18 protein-coding genes are annotated in these 16,772 nt (G+C 64.6%); 2 read left to right on the top strand and 16 right to left on the bottom strand.

What is annotated here, in order from left to right; translation table 11 throughout:
* Window positions 1-521 precede the first annotated feature (521 nt).
* The 13 genes from NX773_RS05495 to NX773_RS05435 form a co-directional block, all read right to left on the bottom strand.
* Window positions 522-791 (bottom strand): glutaredoxin family protein, encoded by a 270-nt coding sequence (locus NX773_RS05495; RefSeq protein ID WP_258855320.1) that lies wholly within the window; start codon window positions 789-791, stop codon window positions 522-524.
* Window positions 788-2,215, bottom strand: coding sequence for a DegQ family serine endoprotease (locus NX773_RS05490; RefSeq protein WP_258855319.1), 1,428 nt, complete (start codon window positions 2,213-2,215; stop codon window positions 788-790). The genes NX773_RS05495 and NX773_RS05490 overlap by 4 nt, the downstream gene beginning before the upstream one ends.
* Before the next feature lie 203 nt (window positions 2,216-2,418).
* Window positions 2,419-2,718, bottom strand: a complete 300-nt coding sequence (locus NX773_RS05485; RefSeq protein ID WP_258855318.1) for a sigma-E factor negative regulatory protein — start codon at window positions 2,716-2,718, stop codon at window positions 2,419-2,421.
* Between the two features lie 62 nt (window positions 2,719-2,780).
* A complete protein-coding gene (gene rpoE / locus NX773_RS05480; RefSeq protein ID WP_258809917.1) occupies window positions 2,781-3,383 on the bottom strand; it encodes an RNA polymerase sigma factor RpoE in 603 nt (200 codons plus the stop codon).
* 65 nt (window positions 3,384-3,448) lie between these two features.
* Window positions 3,449-3,979 (bottom strand): protein YgfX, encoded by a 531-nt coding sequence (locus NX773_RS05475; protein ID WP_258855317.1) that lies wholly within the window; start codon window positions 3,977-3,979, stop codon window positions 3,449-3,451.
* A 99-nt stretch (window positions 3,980-4,078) separates the two neighbouring features.
* On the bottom strand, window positions 4,079-5,323 hold the full coding sequence (fabF, locus tag NX773_RS05470) for a beta-ketoacyl-ACP synthase II (RefSeq protein ID WP_258855316.1): 1,245 nt from the start codon (window positions 5,321-5,323) through the stop codon (window positions 4,079-4,081).
* Between the two features lie 25 nt (window positions 5,324-5,348).
* A complete protein-coding gene (gene acpP / locus NX773_RS05465; protein WP_036168404.1) occupies window positions 5,349-5,588 on the bottom strand; it encodes an acyl carrier protein in 240 nt (79 codons plus the stop codon).
* A gap of 182 nt (window positions 5,589-5,770) precedes the next feature.
* Complete coding sequence (gene fabG / locus NX773_RS05460; RefSeq protein WP_258855315.1) at window positions 5,771-6,508, bottom strand: 3-oxoacyl-ACP reductase FabG; 738 nt, start codon at window positions 6,506-6,508, stop codon at window positions 5,771-5,773.
* 46 nt (window positions 6,509-6,554) lie between these two features.
* Window positions 6,555-7,502, bottom strand: a complete 948-nt coding sequence (fabD, locus tag NX773_RS05455) for an ACP S-malonyltransferase (protein WP_258855314.1) — start codon at window positions 7,500-7,502, stop codon at window positions 6,555-6,557.
* A gap of 151 nt (window positions 7,503-7,653) precedes the next feature.
* Complete coding sequence (locus NX773_RS05450) at window positions 7,654-8,637, bottom strand: beta-ketoacyl-ACP synthase III (protein ID WP_258855313.1); 984 nt, start codon at window positions 8,635-8,637, stop codon at window positions 7,654-7,656.
* A complete protein-coding gene (plsX, locus tag NX773_RS05445; RefSeq protein ID WP_258855312.1) occupies window positions 8,634-9,683 on the bottom strand; it encodes a phosphate acyltransferase PlsX in 1,050 nt (349 codons plus the stop codon). Before plsX ends, NX773_RS05450 begins: the two co-directional genes overlap by 4 nt.
* Before the next feature lie 191 nt (window positions 9,684-9,874).
* Window positions 9,875-10,057 (bottom strand): 50S ribosomal protein L32, encoded by a 183-nt coding sequence (gene rpmF / locus NX773_RS05440; RefSeq protein WP_028104096.1) that lies wholly within the window; start codon window positions 10,055-10,057, stop codon window positions 9,875-9,877.
* Between the two features lie 203 nt (window positions 10,058-10,260).
* The gene (locus NX773_RS05435; protein WP_258855311.1) at window positions 10,261-10,758 is read right to left on the bottom strand and encodes a YceD family protein; all 498 of its coding nucleotides are present in this window, start codon (window positions 10,756-10,758) and stop codon (window positions 10,261-10,263) included.
* Between the two features lie 183 nt (window positions 10,759-10,941).
* Here NX773_RS05435 and NX773_RS05430 point away from each other — a divergent pair, with 183 nt between their 5' ends.
* Complete coding sequence (locus NX773_RS05430; protein ID WP_258855310.1) at window positions 10,942-11,556, top strand: Maf family nucleotide pyrophosphatase; 615 nt, start codon at window positions 10,942-10,944, stop codon at window positions 11,554-11,556.
* A 111-nt stretch (window positions 11,557-11,667) separates the two neighbouring features.
* Window positions 11,668-12,411 (top strand): SAM-dependent methyltransferase, encoded by a 744-nt coding sequence (locus tag NX773_RS05425; protein ID WP_258855309.1) that lies wholly within the window; start codon window positions 11,668-11,670, stop codon window positions 12,409-12,411.
* 69 nt (window positions 12,412-12,480) lie between these two features.
* Here NX773_RS05425 and NX773_RS05420 read toward each other — a convergent pair whose 3' ends face one another.
* The 3 genes from NX773_RS05420 to aceA form a co-directional block, all read right to left on the bottom strand.
* The gene (locus NX773_RS05420) at window positions 12,481-13,752 is read right to left on the bottom strand and encodes an EAL and HDOD domain-containing protein (RefSeq protein WP_258855308.1); all 1,272 of its coding nucleotides are present in this window, start codon (window positions 13,750-13,752) and stop codon (window positions 12,481-12,483) included.
* A 125-nt stretch (window positions 13,753-13,877) separates the two neighbouring features.
* On the bottom strand, window positions 13,878-15,068 hold the full coding sequence (locus NX773_RS05415) for a 23S rRNA (adenine(2030)-N(6))-methyltransferase RlmJ (protein ID WP_258855307.1): 1,191 nt from the start codon (window positions 15,066-15,068) through the stop codon (window positions 13,878-13,880).
* Between the two features lie 122 nt (window positions 15,069-15,190).
* A complete protein-coding gene (aceA, locus tag NX773_RS05410) occupies window positions 15,191-16,489 on the bottom strand; it encodes an isocitrate lyase (protein WP_258855306.1) in 1,299 nt (432 codons plus the stop codon).
* Window positions 16,490-16,772 lie beyond the last annotated feature (283 nt).

Here is a 16,772-nt window from a genome sequence, read left to right as displayed (position 1 = left end):
TTTTCCGGACCAGACATTTTACCGGATTTCAGGGCAGAAAGCCGGGTTTCCCGGTGCCCCAGGCTGGGAAAATGGCTGTTTTTAGGGGAAATTCAAGCGTGGACGGTACTATGCTCGCTCCGTTCCGCCGTCGTCCCGACGAAAGTCGGGACCCATGCTGAGCCTGAGCGCAGTCGGCTGCGATTCTATCGATAACGCTAAAACGTCGTCCCCGCGGAGGCGGGGACCCAAGCTGACTTCGGTTCGCCCGGGGCTTGAAAGAGGGCCGGGCTGAGGACGCTCAGCATGGGTCCCGGCTTTCGCCGGGACGACGTGGTACTGGTTGCTGCAGGGTGTGCGACCGGGCAGGCGGTCTATGGGTCCCCGCCTTTGCGGGACGCCGTCGCAAGGTCGCGGGTGTGTTCAGGCGGAGCTGGCTGCTTTCGCGACGACGCGGTCGGGTACTGCTGTCTTTGCGGTCGGGCTGTCGGTCTACGGGTCCCCGCCTTTGCGGGGACGACGTGCCAGGGTCGCGGATGGGCTCAGGCGGCGCTGGACGCTTGCGCGCGCTCCAGGTAGGCCCGCACCGCCGCCTCGTCGAGGAAGTAGTGGCACAGCTCCGGCTCGTCCAGGCGCCCGTACAGCACCGGCACCAGCTCGTCGAAGCGCGCCACCAGCGCCGGGTCGGCGTCCACGTCCACCACCTCCACGGCGAACGGCTGGCCCGGCGGGGCCAGCCGCTGCAGGGCCGCCAGCATGTCCTCGCACAGGTGGCACCAGCTGCGCGAGTAAAGCGTGAAGCGGGCCGTCATTGGCGCGACTTGATGACCAGGTACTGGGTCACGTCTTCGCGCCGCACCAGCACTGCCACCGCCTTCTTCGGGTCGAGCTTGGCCACGATGCCGTTGAACTGGCTCGCGCTCTTGATCTCGACATTGTCCAGCTGCAGGATCACGTCGCCCGGCAGGATGCCCGCCGTTGCCGCCCTGCCCTCGGCGGCCTCGACCAGCACGCCGGTGTCGGACTTGAGCTCGCGCCGCTGCGCCGGCGACAGGTCGGTCACGTGCAAGCCCAGCGCGTTGGTCTCGGCCGGCGCTTTTTTCTGCTGCGGCTTGCCGCCCGGCTTTTCGTCCTGCAGCTCGACGATCGTGACCGGCACCTCCATCTGCTGGCCGCGCCGCCACAGCGTGACGGTGGCGCGGCTGCCGACCTTGGATGCGCCCACCAGGCGCGGCAGGTCGCGCGTGGTCTCGATCGGCTGGCCGTTAAAGCGCAGGATGATGTCGCCGACCTTGATGCCGGCCTTCTCTGCCGGGCCGCCCGGCTCGACCATGGCCACCTCGGCGCCGCGCGCCTTCTCCAGGCCCAGCGCCTGCGCCACGTCGCGCGTCACTTCGCTGATCTGCACGCCCAAGCGCCCGCGCGTGACGTGGCCGGTCTTCTTGAGCTGGTCGGCCACGCGCATCACTTCCTGGATTGGCACCGCGAACGAGATGCCGTTGTAGCCACCGGACAGGGTCGCGATCTGCGAGTTGATGCCGATGACTTCGCCGCGCATGTTGATGAGCGGGCCGCCCGAGTTGCCCGGGTTGACCGCCACGTCGCTCTGGATCAGCGGCAGGTATTCGCCGGTGTCGCGCGCCTTGGCCGAGATGATGCCGGCCGTGACCGTGTTCTCGAGGTTGAACGGCGAGCCGATCGCGATCACCCATTCGCCGACCCGGATCTTGTTCGAGTCGCCGATGCGCAGCGTCGGCAGGTTGCTCGCTTCCACCTTGAGCAGGCCGACGTCCGAGCGCATGTCGGTGCCGAGCACCTTGGCCTTGAACTCGCGGCGGTCGGTCAGCGTGACGGTCACCTCGTCCGCGCCCTCGACCACGTGCGCATTGGTCAGCACGTAGCCGTCCTGGGAGATGATGAAGCCGGAGCCGACGCCGCGCTGGATCTCTTCCTGCTGGCCGCCACGGCGCCCGCGCGGTGCGTTCTGGCCGAAGAAGCGGCGCAGGAATTCCTGCATTTCCTCGTCGCCCTGCCCCTGACCCAGGCGGATGCGCTCGGTGGTGCGGATGTTGACCACGGCCGGGCCGACGTGCTCGACCAGGTCGGCGAAATCGGGCAGCCCCGTCACGGCGGGCGCGGTGACCGGGGCGGCGGCGCCGGCGTGCGGCGCGAACCAGGCGCCGGCGGCCGCAAGCAGGCACGCCGACAGGACCATGCTACGAGTTTTGCTTGTCATAGGATCAATCGATCGGGTGGGGGGATTGACGTTATGGTAAGCGAAATCGCTGTGCCGTGTCGCGGCCGTGGGACCAGTTGGCGGGGCTTGTAGGGTGGGCAGATTCTGCCCACGCGTTCGGGTAGCGCAAATGTTGCCTGAACGCGTGGGCAGGAAACCTGCCCACCCTACGGGAGGCGTGGGCTGGACGGCAGGCGCCGCACTCAGGGCCGCGAGGCGACGGCCACCGCCGGCTTGGGCTCGACTTCGGCCACGGCCTCGGCCCGGCGGCGCGACGGCAGCGGCTCGGCCGCGAGGCGCGCATTCAGGCGTTCGGTGAAGCCCGGCGACAGGTCTTGCGCGCCCTGCGACCTCAACACGTCGCCGATTCGGTGGTAAACTTCCCATGCGTGATGGCCGTCAGCCGTATGCAGGCCGGCAAATGCCAGCTCGAGGTCGCCTGTCGGTAGTTCGCCGTCACAAAGGGCGGAGATGTGCTCACGGATTTTTTTGTTGGTTTCCATCTTATCCATCACGTAGGTAAGTGATCAAAACATCACCTGGTCTTACTTAAGATCATCGCTACCTACCGACGTTTGTCAACCGGGAAATCGAGCAAGGGCTTCAATTTCTCGGCGATGACTTCGCGTGCCCGGAAGATCCTGCTGCGCACGGTGCCTATGGGACAGGCCATCACTTCGGAGATTTCCTCGTAGCTTAATCCTTCAATTTCGCGAAGGACGATTGCCGTTCTCAGTTCGAGCGGCAAGGCTTCCATCGCGGCATTGACCGTATAAGCGATTTGCTTGCTGGCCAACACCGACTCCGGCGTATTTATGTCCCGCAAGCTGTCCGCATCGTCAAACGCTTCGGCGCGCTCGGCATCGGCCTCGGTCGAGGTGGGTGCGCGCCTGCCCTGTGTGACGAGAAAATTTTTTGCCGTGTTGATTCCAATCCTGTACAGCCATGTATAAAACGCCGAATCGCCACGGAAGTGCCGCAGTGCCCGGAACGCCTTGATGAAGGTTTCCTGCACCACGTCTTCCGCTTCGGCCGGGTCGTGCACGAGGCGCGACACGAGCCGCATCAGCCTGCGCTGATACTTGGCCACCAGCAGGTCGAACGCCTGCCGGTCGCCGGCCTGGACGCGTTCGACCAGCAATTGATCACACTCGCGTTCTGTCGTCACTGACCATGCCCCATTGGCTGCAGCGGCGCCCCCTGTTGCTTAAGAGTTGGCCCGCTGCAATAAGTTCAAAGTATTTTGTGTTCCCCTGCATGTGGGCGGTACGGCGCGCCGGCCTCCGGCGCCGGCGTTTGGCCGTGGCGGCCGGCAGCAGCGCGCAGCGCCACCGCGAGCGCGCGAAACTGCTGCGGCGCAACACTGTCGCGCAGGACCGGCAGCACCGTGAGCGCACCGTCGTCCGCGCGCAGCAGCAACAGCATCAGCTGCGGCCATACCGTCGAACCGGCCACCAGCGCGACGTTGCTTGCCGCCGGCGCGCTGCCCGCATCCTGCGCGTCCACGTCCTGTTGTACCGTCAGGCGTAGCTGTCCGAGTCCAGATACATCAATCCGGTGCGTCTTTCCGTGCCGCGCCGCGGTATGCAGCAAGCATGCCGCTGCGACCAGGAAAAACAGCGCGGACAGGGGCGCCAGCGCAAAGCGTTCGGGCAGCACGCCGCCCACGGCAAGCGCGGCCGCCGCGTTGCACAAGCCATAGAGCGCGACGAGCGCACGCAGGCGGCGCGAGGGCACGACGATGGCGGATGCCGCAATCGACATGAGGAAACGTACTGAGGGAAAAATTAAGAAGCGCCGGCCACAGCCAGGCGGATCAGCCCACCCTTTTTGACAAGGGCGGGCTGGGAAGGTTCAGAAAACTCAGACCTTTGCGAACACCAGGGTACCGTTGGTACCGCCGAAGCCGAACGAGTTCTTGACTGCGTAGTCGATCTTCATCTCGCGCGCCTGGTTGGCGCAGAAGTCCAGGTCGCAAGCGGGGTCCTGGTTGAAGATGTTGATCGTCGGCGGCGACACCTGGTTGTGGATCGCCAGCACGGTGAACACCGACTCGAGGCCGCCGGCGCCGCCCAGCAGGTGGCCGGTCATCGACTTGGTCGAGTTGACCACCAGGCGCTTGGCGTGGTCGCCGAAGGTGCGCTTGATGCCCTGCACTTCGGCCAGGTCGCCTGCCGGCGTCGAGGTGCCGTGCGCGTTGATGTAGTTGACCTGGTCGCGGTTGATGCCGGCATAGTTCAGGGCCGACACCATGCAGCGCGACGCGCCGCTGCCATCTTCCACCGGCGCGGTGATGTGGTTGGCGTCAGCGCTCATGCCGAAGCCGATCACCTCGGCGTAGATCTTGGCGCCGCGCGCCTTGGCGTGTTCGTACTCTTCGAGCACCATCACACCGGCGCCTTCGCCCAGCACGAAGCCGTCGCGGTCGCTGTCCCACGGACGCGATGCCGTTGCCGGCTCGTCGTTACGGGAGGACAGTGCGCGCGCCGAGGCGAAGCCGCCCAGGCCCAGCGGCGAGACGGTCGATTCGGCGCCGCCGGCGATCATCACGTCGGCATCGCCGTACTCGATCAGGCGGGCCGCCGCGCCGATGCAGTGCAGGCCGGTGGTGCAGGCGGTGACGATCGCCAGGTTCGGGCCGCGCAGGCCGAACTTGATCGAGAGGTCGCCCGAGATCATGTTGATGATCGAGGCCGGCACGAAGAACGGCGAGATGCGGCGCGGGCCGCGGCTGTCGTACTCTTCCTTGGTGGCTTCGATCATCGGCAGGCCGCCGATGCCGGAACCGACGATGACACCGATGCGGTCAGCGTTGGCGTCGGTGACTTCAATGCCGCTGTCGGCCAGTGCCTGGATGCCGGCGGCCATGCCAAAATGGATAAACGTATCCATGTGGCGGCCTTCCTTGCCAGGCAGGTAGTCCTCGACGTTGAAGTTCTTCACCTCGCCGGCGAAGCGGGTCGAGAACGGGGTCGCATCGAACTTGGTGATATTCGCGATGCCCGACTTGCCTGCGAGTGCTGCACTCCACGCATCGGCAATGGTGTTGCCGATCGGGGAAACGCAGCCCAGGCCGGTCACGACGACACGACGGTTGCGTGAACTCAAGCGATTCTCCTGGAAACTGGACAGCTTAGGCCTTGACGTGCGCTTGTGCGTACTCGATGGCTTGACGCACGGTGGTGATCTTCTCGGCCTGCTCGTCCGGGATTTCCATTTCGAACTCGTCTTCCAGTGCCATCACCAGTTCAACGGTATCGAGGGAATCTGCGCCGAGATCGTCAACGAACGAAGAGTCGATTTTGATGTCTGCTTCGGCAACGCCCAGTTGCTCAGCGACGATTTTTTTAACGCGTTGTTCGATATCCGACATGTTATGGCTCCATTTAGGTATGTGTTGCGGAAAGTGCGCGCATTTTATCAGGTTTGCGCGCCGAAAAACTATTTTCAACGTCTGCGGCGAATTCGGCCGCAATTACTGCTAAAAGACGGGAACTCTGCCATACGCCCGCCGGTTCGTACCAGGCACCATGCCCGAACCGGCACGCGTTTGCATCAGTTCATGTACATGCCGCCGTTCACGTGCAGGGTCGTACCCGTGATATAGGCAGCCTGCGGGCCGGCCAGGAAGGCGACCGCATGCGCGATGTCTTCCGGCGCGCCCAGGCGGCCCAGCGGGATCTGCGTGAGCAGCGCCTCGTGCTGGCCTTCGCCCAATGCCTTGGTCATGTCGGTGTCGATGAAACCCGGCGCGACGCAGTTGACCGTGATGTTGCGGCTGCCGATTTCGCGGGCCAGGGCACGGCTCATGCCGGCCACGCCCGCCTTGGCGGCAGCGTAGTTCATCTGGCCCGGATTGCCGGCCGCGCCGACCACCGAGGTAATGTTAATGATACGCCCATGCTTGGCCTTCATCATCCCGCGCAGCACCGCGCGCGACAGGCGGCCCACCGCGGTCAGGTTGGTGGCGATCACGTCGTCCCACTCCTCGTCCTTCATGCGCATGGCCAGCTGGTCCTTGGTGATGCCGGCGTTGTTGACCAGGATGGTGACGGCGCCAAAGGTCTTGGCCACGTCGTCGATCACCGCCCCGCACTGCTCGGCGTTGGTGACGTTCAGCACCACGCCCTTGCCGCCGAATTCGGCCAGGTAGCCGGTAATCGCCTCCGCGCCCGACTCGGTGGTGGCGGTGCCGACCACTTTGGCGCCCTGGCGGGCCAGCTCGAGGGCGATGGCCTTGCCGATGCCGCGCGAAGCGCCGGTGACGAGGGCGATTTGGTTTTCCAGGTTCATTGATGTCCTCTTTCTTAAACGACGGTCACGATACTACAGCGGCCCCTCAGGCCTGGTTGAGAGCACTCAACACGCGTTCCAGCGATTCCTGATCCATCAGCGCTTCGCCGGCCAGCACCGGGTCGATGCGCTTGGCCATGCCGATCAGCGTCTTGGACGGAGCGCACTCGACCACCTGGGTCACGCCGCTGGCGGCCATCTTCTGCATGGTCTCGACCCAGCGCACGGCGCCCGCGGCCTGGCGCACCAGCGCGTCCTTGATCTGCTCGGGGTCGCTATACACGGCCACGTCCACGTTGTTGATCACGTCGATCTGCGGCGCGCCGAAGCTGAGCCTGGACATGTAGTCGCGCAGGCGGTCCGATGCGGGTTTGAGCAGCGACGAGTGGAACGGTGCGGACACGGCCAGCTTCATCGCGCGCTTGGCGCCCTTGGCCTTGGCGATCTCGCAGGCCTTCTCGACGGCGGCGGTGTGGCCGGCGATCACGATCTGGGTCGGCTCGTTGAAGTTCACCGCCTCCACCACTTCACCCGGCACGGCGGCCTGGGCTTCCAGGCACACGGCGCGCACGTCGTCCGCTTGCAGGCCCAGGACCACGGCCATGCCGCCCTGCCCGACCGGCACCGCTTCCTGCATCGACTGGGCGCGGAAGCGCACCAGCGGCACCGCATCCTTGAACGGGATCACGCCGGCGGCCACCAGCGCCGAATATTCGCCCAGGCTGTGGCCGGCCACGACGGACGGCGCCTTGCCGCCCGCGGCGATCCACGCGCGGTAGACGGCCACGGCTGCGGTCAGCATCACCGGCTGGGTGTTGGTGGTCAGGTCCAGCTCTTCCTTCGGGCCTTCGGCGATCAGCTTGCCGATGTCCATGCCCAGCGCGTCGGAGGCCTCGGCCACGGTGTCGGCCACGACCTTGTTGCCGGCAAAGCCGTTCAGCATGCCGACGGCTTGGGCGCCCTGCCCGGTGAAGAGGAATGCGAATTTGGTCATCGTTATCTCTTTCAGTGTTTTTATCGTAGGGTGGGCAGGTTTTCTGCCCACGCGTTCAACATTGGCTGGCAGGGCGGCGACGCACGCCCCGGGTTGAACGCGTGGGCGGGAGACCCGCCCACCCTACGCGATCAGATGCGGTTGCCGCGCCTCACATGCGCGCGAGGATCGCGCCCCAGGTGAAGCCGCCGCCCACGCCTTCCATCAGCACGTTCTGGCCCGGCTTGACGCGGCCGTCGCGCACCGCCTGGTCCAGCGCCAGCGGGATCGAGGCGGCCGAGGTGTTGCCGTGCTGATCGACGGTCACCACCATCTTTTCTTCCGGCAGCTTCAGCTTTTTCGCGGTGCCCTTCATGATGCGGATATTGGCCTGGTGCGGGATCAGCCAGTCGATGTCCGACGGCTGCATCTGCGCCGCCGCCAGCGCTTCGGTCGCCACTTCTTCCAGCACCTTGACGGCCAGCTTGAACACGGCCTGGCCATCCATGTACAGGTAGCCGCTGCCCGCCAGCGCGCCGTCGGCCAGGTTGCCCGGCACCGACAGGATGTCCGCGTGGCTGCCGTCCGCGTGCAGCTTGGTGGCCAGGATGCCCGGCTCGCTTGATGCGGTCATCACCACGGCGCCGGCGCCGTCGCCGAACAGCACGCAGGTGGTGCGGTCGGCGAAATCGAGGATGCGCGAAAACACCTCGGCGCCGATCACCAGCACGTTCTTGTGCGCGCCCGACTTGATGAAAGCGTCGGCCACCGACACCGCGTACACGAAGCCGCTGCACACGGCCTGCACGTCGAATGCCGCGCCGCCGGTCATGCCGAGCTTTTTCTGCACGATGCAGGCGGTGCTAGGGAAGCTGCCGAGGAAGTCGGGGGTGGAGCTGGCGACAATCACCAGGTCAATGTCGGCCGGGCTCTTGCCGGCCATGTCGAGCGCCTTCCTGGCCGCTTCGACCGCCAGATCGGAGGCGTTCTGCCCCGGCTCGGCGTAGTGGCGCGCGGAGATGCCGCTGCGCGTGACGATCCACTCGTCCGAGGTCTCGATGCCCTTGGCGGCCAGTTGCGCGGCCAGGTCGTGGTTGGTCACACGCCTTGCCGGCAGGTAGCTGCCGGTGCCGATGATTTTGCTGTACACGGTCATACTGAACTCTGCTTGATGGTTGCGCCGGGCGCTTCGGCAGGGGTGGACTTGGGCATCAGCTCGGCGATCATCGTCGAGAGCTGCTCTTGCACGTTGTATTTGGCGGCATCGAAGGCGCGCCGGATCGCCCATTCGAAGCCGTAGGCATCGGCGCCGCCGTGGCTCTTGAACACCAGGCCCTTCAGGCCCAGCAGGCCCGCGCCGTTGTAGCTCTTCGGATTGAGCTTCTTGAGCGACTTGTAGGCGATCAGCGCGCCGATCATCGACAGCAGGTTGTCGCGGAAGGCGGACTTGAAGAAATGCGCCAGACCCTCGATCGCCTTGAGCGTGACGTTGCCCACGAAACCGTCGCAGACCACGACGTCGGTCGTGCCCTTGAAGATGTCGTTGCCTTCGATGTTGCCATAGAAATTGAGCGCGCCGCGCTCGTGATCGGCACGCAGCAGGGTGGCGGTGGCCTTGACCACTTCGTTACCCTTGATGTCCTCGGTGCCCACGTTGAGCAGGCCGATGGTCGGCTTGCCGATGCCCTCCATGGCCGAGCACAGCACCGAGCCCATGATCGCGAACTGGTGCAGGTGGTGCGGCTCGCAATCGACGTTGGCGCCAAGGTCGAGCATGTAGGTGGGCTTGCCCTTTTCGTTGGGCAGGATCGAGCAGATGGCGGGACGATCGACGTCGGCCATGGTCTTGAGCACGTAGCGCGAGACGGCCATCAGGGCGCCGGTGTTGCCGGCCGAGACGCAGGCGTTGGCGCTGCCATCCTTGACCAGCTCGATGGCCACGCGCATCGACGAATCCTTCTTGCGGCGCAGCGCCACTTCGATCGGGTCGTCCATCGCCACCACTTCGGTGGCGTTTTTCACCGACAGGCGCGGGTGGCTGTCGGCATGTTGTTTCTTGAGTTCGGCGCGAAGCTCGTCTTCGCGGCCGACGAGAATGAGTTCCGCTTCCGCTTCCTGCTTGAGGAAGGAAATGGCTGCCGGGATCGTGACTGCGGGGCCGTGATCGCCTCCCATGCAGTCGATGGAAATTTTAATTGTCATTTGTCGGGGTCGTGCCGCAGTTCAAACAGAGCGGACGGCGCAAAGCGACCTGCGCATGGCTCGTGGCCAGCCAGGGTCGGCGGTATTCAAAATGACGGTGTGCAAGCTTGGATTGCAGCCGAAGACAAAGAAAAAGCGGCGCCACGCCAACCAGGTACGTTGCACCGCTTTCATGTTACGACAAACGTCGATTACTCGTCGTTCTTGGTCTTGAGGACTTTACGGCCACGGTAGAAACCGTTCGGGCTGATGTGGTGACGCAGGTGCGTTTCACCAGTGGTCGGCTCGACAGCCAGGTTCGGCGCCACGAGGAAATCGTGCGAACGGTGCATGCCGCGCTTGGACGGGGATTTCTTATTCTGCTGAACTGCCATGATGACTCCTAATACATAAGTTCTAAAATTCTAACACATTCGACTTGCAAATACATGCGCATCGAGTATCCCATCGGCAATTTCTGCCGAATCACGTTTAAAACGCTGCCCTACTCACTTACTGCTAGACGTACTCGACTACTGCACGCGTTTGACACGTTCTTGACTTACTGCTTGTTCTTGTACTGCTTGCTCAGTACCGCTTATTCGGATTTCAGGTTCTTCAGGCCGGCGAACGGCGAAACCTTCTCGGACTTGACGGAGTCCAGCAGGCTGGTATCCGGGCACACCTCGTGCTTGGGCGACTGCGGCAGGGCCAGCAGGGCCTCGTCTTCCAGCAGGTCGCGGATGTCGCAGCAGTTGCTGCCGACAATCACGTCGATGCGCTCGTCAGCGAGCAACTCTTCGATCTCGTCTGCTTCTTCGTCGTCGCGCCCGAGCACCAGCACGGTGGACGAATCGATCTCGTAGCCAAACGGCTGCAGGCAGCGCTGGCACACCAGCTGCACCGTGCCCGCCACCGAGAGCGTGAGCGACGGATAGCCTTGCGGCGTCGTGCCGCCCTGGATCGACCAGCGAATCTCGCCAGTCTGATCGGCGCAATCGGCCGCCAACCGGGTCATTTCAGCGACTGGCGTGACGCCTTCGCGGTAGCCGTTGTTTCGACAAAATTCGAAGGCGTCGATGACAAAAGCGCTCATTGGAGAAATTGGACCCGGAAAACCTGCGATAATAACAGGCTTATCCCCGAAGAGTCAAAGACTTACACGGTTTTTTTAGGCCTGGCGCAAACGCTGTTGCAACAGGCTCAAGTATTCATCGGCTTTGCTTCCGGGGATAACCTAACTATCTGTTTTTCTTATGGATTCTTTTGAGCGCCCGAGATGATACCAAGTTCCCCTGTCCCGCGCCTGATCCTCGCTTCCAGCTCGGCCTACCGGCGCGAGCTGCTGTCGCGCTTGTTGCTGCCGTTCGAGGTGGTGGCGCCCGACATCGACGAGACGCCGCTGGCGGGCGAGGCGCCGACCGACACCGCGCTGCGGCTGGCGCGCGAGAAGGCACGCGCGGTGGCCGCCAAGGCGCCGGGCGCCCTCGTCATCGGCTCGGACCAGGTCGCCACGCTCGATGGCGAGCAGATCGGCAAGCCGGGCAGCCATGCCGTGGCACTGGCCCAGCTGCAAAAGATGCGCGGGCGCGAGGTGGTGTTCCACACCGCGCTGTGCCTGTGGGACGGGCGGGTAGCGGACCCGGAGCGGGCCGCGCAGCTGCAGGACGTGCAGGTGGTGGTGGCGTTTCGCGACCTGCCCGACGCCGAGCTGGACGCCTACCTGCGCATCGAGCAGCCCTACGACTGCGCCGGCAGCGCCAAGAACGAAGGGCTGGGGATTGCGCTACTGGAACGGATCGACAGCAGCGACCCGACCGCCCTCACCGGCTTGCCGCTGATTGCGCTGACCAGCATGCTGCGCCGCGCCGGCGTGCCCTTCTTTAATCTTTAACGTTAGCCTCACCCCGTCGTTCACGCGAAGGCGGGAACCCATGCTGAGCCCGCATTCACGCGGCCTATGGGTTCCCGCCTTCGCGGGAACGACGGCTCACACTTTGCCGATATGCCTGGAACTCTTTACCTGATCCCCAACACCCTCGGCCCGGCCGAGCCTGACGCCTTGGCGACCATCCTGCCCGAACAGGTGCAGGCAATTGCTGCGCGCCTGGACTATTTCGTCGGCGAAAACGCGAAGACCACGCGCGCGTTCCTGAAGCTGGTCGGCACGCGCCACCCGCTCGCCAAACCGTTGCAGGAAATCCAGATCGCCGAGCTGAACGTGAACACGCCGGCCCAGGCGCTAGCCGCCCTGCTGGAGCCGCTGCTGGCCGGACGCGATGCGGGCCTGGTTTCGGAAGCCGGCGTGCCCGCAGTCGCCGACCCGGGCGCGGACCTGGTGCGCCTGGCACATCAGCACGCGGTGCCGGTGCGCCCGCTGGTGGGGCCGTCATCGCTGTTGCTGGCGGTGATGGCCAGCGGCCTGAACGGGCAAAGCTTTGCCTTCAACGGCTACCTGCCAACGGATGCCGAGCAGCGCGCCAAGCGGATCCGCGAGCTGGAACAGCGTTCGCGCAAGGAAAGGCAAACGCAGCTCTTCATCGAGACGCCGTATCGCAACGCGGCGATGCTGGAGGCGCTGGTGGCGGCTTGCCAGCCGGGGACGCTGGTGTGCGTGGCGACCGACCTGTCGCTGCCGAGCGAATCGGTGCGCACGATGACGGCGGCCAAATGGAAGGGGGCGCTGGCGGCCGGCAAGGGACCGGAGTTCCATAAGAAGCCGACAGTGTTCTTGCTGCTGGGACAGTAAGACTTTACTTGTCAGCCCAAGCGCCGTCGTCCCGGCTTGCACCGGGACGACGGTTGCATTTGTGGCCGGCTAGTGAACCTCGTACGCCAGTTCCTGCACCCACTCGAACGCCGCCAGCTCGATCTCGCGCATCGCCTTGGCGGTCAGGCCGAGCTTGCGCAGCAAGCCGGACAACAGCTTGCCGCACTCGGCGTTTTCCAGCATCTCGGCCACCTTCAGCATCAGCCCAAAGTCGCCGGTGCGCTCCAGCAGCGCGGCGCGCACGTCGGCCGACACCTCGACCCGTGTCACGATTTCATCCATGGGAATCGCGAACAGCGCATCGGCCAGCGACAGCACCCCCACCGTGAACGCGCGCTCGGCGCTGGTGGCGTCCCCCGGCCGCACTTTTTGTGTGATCAGCTCGAGCAGCTTGCCGCGCGTGGTCGCCATCTGCAGCAGCGGCGAATTGAGCTCGACGCGGCCGCCCGGCACGGTGTAGAGCAGGATCTGCAGCCAGCGCTGCAACTGGCTGCGGCCCAGCAGCGCCAGCGCCTCGGTCACCGATTCGATTCGCCGCCCGGTGCCGGCCGCACGGCTGTTCACCAGCCTGAGCAGGTTCAGGCTGATCAGGGCGTCGCGCTTGACGGCCGACTCGACCGCCTGCTCGTCCGCCTTGGAATTGATCAGCTCCAGCAAATGCAGGATCGCCATTTCCGACGGCGAAATCTTCTTGCCCGACAGGATGGCCGGACGCGCGAAATAATAGCCCTGGAAATAATCGAAGCCGAGGTCCATGCACATGTTGAACTCGTCCACCGTCTCGACCTTTTCGGCCAGCAGCTTTTTGCTCGGCCTGCGCAGCGACGCGGCCAGCCTGGGCAGGAGCGCGTGATCGATGCCCTGCAGATCCACCTTCACCACGTCCACCAGCTCGACCAGCTGCTCGACATCGGCTGAGCGGTCCACCACGTCGTCGAGCGCGAACTTGAAGCCGAGCTGCTTGAGCTCGGCCACGCGCGCGAGCAACTGCTCGGTTGGCTTGACGGTTTCGAGGATTTCGAGGATAACTTTATGCGGCGGGAGGAAACGCACGAAGTCGCTCATCAGCACGTCTTCGTCGGCGTTGACGAATGCCAGCTGGTCGCCCACCACCTGCTCCATGCCCAGCTGCGAGGCGTGCGAGATCACGGCGGCCGTGGCGGCCGCGCCATTGGTCATCTGTGCATCGTCGTGCTCGCCGGCGGCGCGAAACAGCAGCTCGAAGGCCACAAGGTGCTGGTCGCGGCCAAGGATGGGCTGGCGCGCCAGGAAAAATTCTTCGGAGGGCGTGGACGAGACTGCCACTGCTTCGGCATGCATGTAAAAACTCCCGGAAACGTTGCGACACCGGAAGGTGCGGCAAGGGCGCCTGTGTCTTCTGCGCGCCCATACCGAATATACTACAAAAACGCCAAACTTAGCATTTCGACATCGAATCGCGTGCCTTAGCCGCGACGCCCACCGCCGCGGCCCGGGCCGGCCAAGCCTTTGGGACGCGCCGGGCCGGCGGGCCGGCCTTCCCTGCCCTGCGCTGCCGGACGCTCCTGGCGCGCGCCGTGTGCCGCCGGACGTGCCTGGCGATTGCCCGGCGCCCCGTCGCGCTGCGCGCCGGCCGGCTTTTGCCGGTCCTCGTCCGCACGCATCGACTGTCCGGGCAGGCGCAGGCTGCCGGTGCCCGCCAGCGGGCTGGCGCGGCGCGCGTTGCCGACCGGCTGGCGCGGGCCGGCGCCGGTGCGCGCGGCGGCCGCGCCGGTCACTTGCGTGCCCTTTTCGATGTGGAAGGTGGCGGCGGCGTCCTTGCCCAGCACGCGCACCAGGTAAGGCATCACCTGGCGCAGCAGCGGCTCGAGCGTGTACGGCGGGTTCAGGATGAACATGCCGCTGGTGTGCAGGCCCACACCGTCCGGCGTGGGGGTGGAAATCGTGAGCGTGACGTGCAGCCATTCCTTGGCCGGCAGGCGCTTGAGCTTGTCGGCGAACTGGCGCGACTCCATGCGCTGCAGCACCGGGTACCAGACCGCGTAGATGCCCGACGGGAAGCGGCCGAGCGCTTCGTCCAGCGCGTCCTTGACGCGGCGGTAATCGTCCTTCACCTCGTACGGCGGGTCGATCAGCACCAGCGCGCGGCGCGAGGGCGGCGGCAGCAGCGCCTTCAGGCTCAGGAAACCGTCGCCGCGCTCGATCATCACACGGCGCCCGCGCGCGCGCTGGCCCTGCTCGGCCTTGTGCGCTTCCAGCTTGCGAAAGTTCTCGGCCAGCACCTTGCTGTCGGTGGGATGCAGCTCGAACAGGCGCAGACGGTCCTGCTCGCGCGCCATCTGCTCGGCAATATAGGGTGAACCCGGGTAGTAACGGAGGCGGCCGCTCGGGTTCATCGCGCGCACCAGGTCCACGTACTCGGCCAGCGGCTCGGGAATGTCGCGGCAGTCCCACAGCGGGCCGATGCCGGTCGCGTACTCCGCGTTCTTGGAAGCGTAGTCGCTGTCGAGCGCGTACACCCCGGCGCCCGAGTGGGTGTCGATGTAGGTGTAGGCCGTGTCCTTCTGGTTCATGTACTTGTGCAGTTGCACCTGCACGAAGTGCTTGAGGACGTCGGCGTGGTTACCGGCGTGGAAGGCGTGGCGATAGCTGAGCATAGGTAGGATCCCGTCCGTAATCCGGCATTATCGCTTAGAACGCCACGCCGTCCCAAGCATGGACGAAAAAACGCCGCAGCGGGCACGACAACCCGCTGCGGCGAAGACCCTGCAAAAGACGTTTAGGCGACCTTCTTCTCGTCGAAGAACTGCTCGTCTTCGGTGGAGCCGTGCAGTGCGGTGGTCGAGCTCTGGTTCTGCTGGATGGTCTGGGTCACGGCGTCAAAGTAGCCGGTACCGACTTCGCGCTGGTGCTTGACGGCGGTGAAGCCCTTCTCGGCAGCGGCGAATTCCGATTCCTGCAGCTCGACGAAGGCCGACATGCCGCGGCGTGCGTAGCCGTGGGCCAGGTTGAACATGCTGTAGTTCAGCGCGTGGAAACCGGCCAGCGTGATGAACTGGAACTTGTAGCCCATGGCGCCCAGCTCTTTCTGGAACTTGGCGATGGTGGCGTCATCCAGGTTCTTCTTCCAGTTGAACGACGGCGAGCAGTTGTAAGCCAGCATCTTGCCCGGGAACTTGGCGTGGATCGCGTCGGCGAAAGCCTTGGCGTAGGCCAGGTCCGGTTTGCCGGTTTCGCACCACACGAGGTCGGCGTACGGAGCGTAGGCCAGGCCGCGCGAGATCGCCTGCTCCAGGCCCGGTTTCACGCGGAAGAAGCCTTCCACGGTGCGCTCGCCAGTGCAGAACGGCTGGTCGTTGGGGTCCACGTCGGAGGTCAGCAGGTCGGCCGCTTCCGCGTCGGTGCGGGCCACCAGGATGGTCGGCACGCCCATCACGTCGGCTGCCAGGCGGGCGGCGGTCAGCTTCTCGACTGCTTCACGGCTGGGGACCAGCACCTTGCCGCCCATGTGGCCGCATTTCTTGACCGAGGCGAGCTGGTCTTCGAAGTGCACGCCGGCGGCGCCCGCTTCGATCATCGACTTCATCAGTTCGAAGGCGTTGAGCACGCCGCCAAAGCCGGCTTCTGCGTCGGCCACGATCGGGGCGAAGAAGTCGATGTCGTCCTTGCCTTCGGACCATTGGATCTGGTCAGCGCGCTGGAAGGTGTTGTTGATGCGACGGACCACGGCCGGGACCGAGTTGGCCGGGTACAGCGACTGGTCCGGGTACATTTCGCCAGCCAGGTTGGCGTCGCCCGCGACCTGCCAGCCGGACAGGTAGATGGCCTTCAGGCCGGCCTTGACTTGCTGCATGGCCTGGTTGCCGGTCAGCGCGCCGAGGGCGTTGACGTAGGCTTCATTGTTGATCAGGTCCCACAGTTTTTCGGCGCCGCGGCGGGCCAGGGTGTGGTCGATCTGGACCGAACCACGCAGGCGCACGACGTCCTCGGCGGTGTAGGCGCGCTCAACGCCTTTCCAGCGGGGGTTGGTTTCCCAATCCTTTTTCAGTGCCGAGATTTGCTGTTCACGAGTTGCCATGGTGTTTCTCCTAATGAGGTAAGCGAAGTTGGAAAACCGAATCCGTTGATACCAATGATAGGCCGGCTTGTGCGCAGCAGCACAGGTCTTCTATAAGACACACAACTAAAATTTTTCGCTTTAAATTCCTACACTTAGCTTAACTCTTCCATGATGCGAAACGAAATTTCTCAAAATGGAATATGCGGCTTCGATTTCTCGGCGCCATTTTTCGCATTGCGCAATCGGGTAACCGCGATCTGAAATGCCGAGCCCGATCGCCCGTTCAACCCATGGTAAGTTT

Origin of the sequence: Massilia solisilvae (genome assembly GCF_024753215.1) — a bacterium.
Lineage (GTDB): Bacteria > Pseudomonadota > Gammaproteobacteria > Burkholderiales > Burkholderiaceae_D > Telluria > Telluria solisilvae.
This window is presented reverse-complemented; position numbering and strand designations above follow the sequence as displayed.

What these genes read in the sequence shown, in the direction of transcription:
- NX773_RS05495 (WP_258855320.1), bottom strand. Translation starts at nt 791, where the DNA reads ATGACGGCCCGCTTCACGCTTTACTCGCGCAGCTGGTGCCACCTGTGC.
- NX773_RS05490 (WP_258855319.1), bottom strand. Translation starts at nt 2,215, where the DNA reads ATGACAAGCAAAACTCGTAGCATGGTCCTGTCGGCGTGCCTGCTTGCG.
- NX773_RS05485 (WP_258855318.1), bottom strand. Translation starts at nt 2,718, where the DNA reads ATGGAAACCAACAAAAAAATCCGTGAGCACATCTCCGCCCTTTGTGAC.
- NX773_RS05475 (WP_258855317.1), bottom strand. Translation starts at nt 3,979, where the DNA reads ATGTCGATTGCGGCATCCGCCATCGTCGTGCCCTCGCGCCGCCTGCGT.
- acpP (WP_036168404.1), bottom strand. Translation starts at nt 5,588, where the DNA reads ATGTCGGATATCGAACAACGCGTTAAAAAAATCGTCGCTGAGCAACTG.
- fabG (WP_258855315.1), bottom strand. Translation starts at nt 6,508, where the DNA reads ATGAACCTGGAAAACCAAATCGCCCTCGTCACCGGCGCTTCGCGCGGC.
- fabD (WP_258855314.1), bottom strand. Translation starts at nt 7,502, where the DNA reads ATGACCAAATTCGCATTCCTCTTCACCGGGCAGGGCGCCCAAGCCGTC.
- NX773_RS05450 (WP_258855313.1), bottom strand. Translation starts at nt 8,637, where the DNA reads ATGACCGTGTACAGCAAAATCATCGGCACCGGCAGCTACCTGCCGGCA.
- plsX (WP_258855312.1), bottom strand. Translation starts at nt 9,683, where the DNA reads ATGACAATTAAAATTTCCATCGACTGCATGGGAGGCGATCACGGCCCC.
- rpmF (WP_028104096.1), bottom strand. Translation starts at nt 10,057, where the DNA reads ATGGCAGTTCAGCAGAATAAGAAATCCCCGTCCAAGCGCGGCATGCAC.
- NX773_RS05435 (WP_258855311.1), bottom strand. Translation starts at nt 10,758, where the DNA reads ATGAGCGCTTTTGTCATCGACGCCTTCGAATTTTGTCGAAACAACGGC.
- NX773_RS05430 (WP_258855310.1), top strand. Translation starts at nt 10,942, where the DNA reads ATGATACCAAGTTCCCCTGTCCCGCGCCTGATCCTCGCTTCCAGCTCG.
- NX773_RS05425 (WP_258855309.1), top strand. Translation starts at nt 11,668, where the DNA reads ATGCCTGGAACTCTTTACCTGATCCCCAACACCCTCGGCCCGGCCGAG.
- NX773_RS05420 (WP_258855308.1), bottom strand. Translation starts at nt 13,752, where the DNA reads ATGCATGCCGAAGCAGTGGCAGTCTCGTCCACGCCCTCCGAAGAATTT.
- NX773_RS05415 (WP_258855307.1), bottom strand. Translation starts at nt 15,068, where the DNA reads ATGCTCAGCTATCGCCACGCCTTCCACGCCGGTAACCACGCCGACGTC.
- aceA (WP_258855306.1), bottom strand. Translation starts at nt 16,489, where the DNA reads ATGGCAACTCGTGAACAGCAAATCTCGGCACTGAAAAAGGATTGGGAA.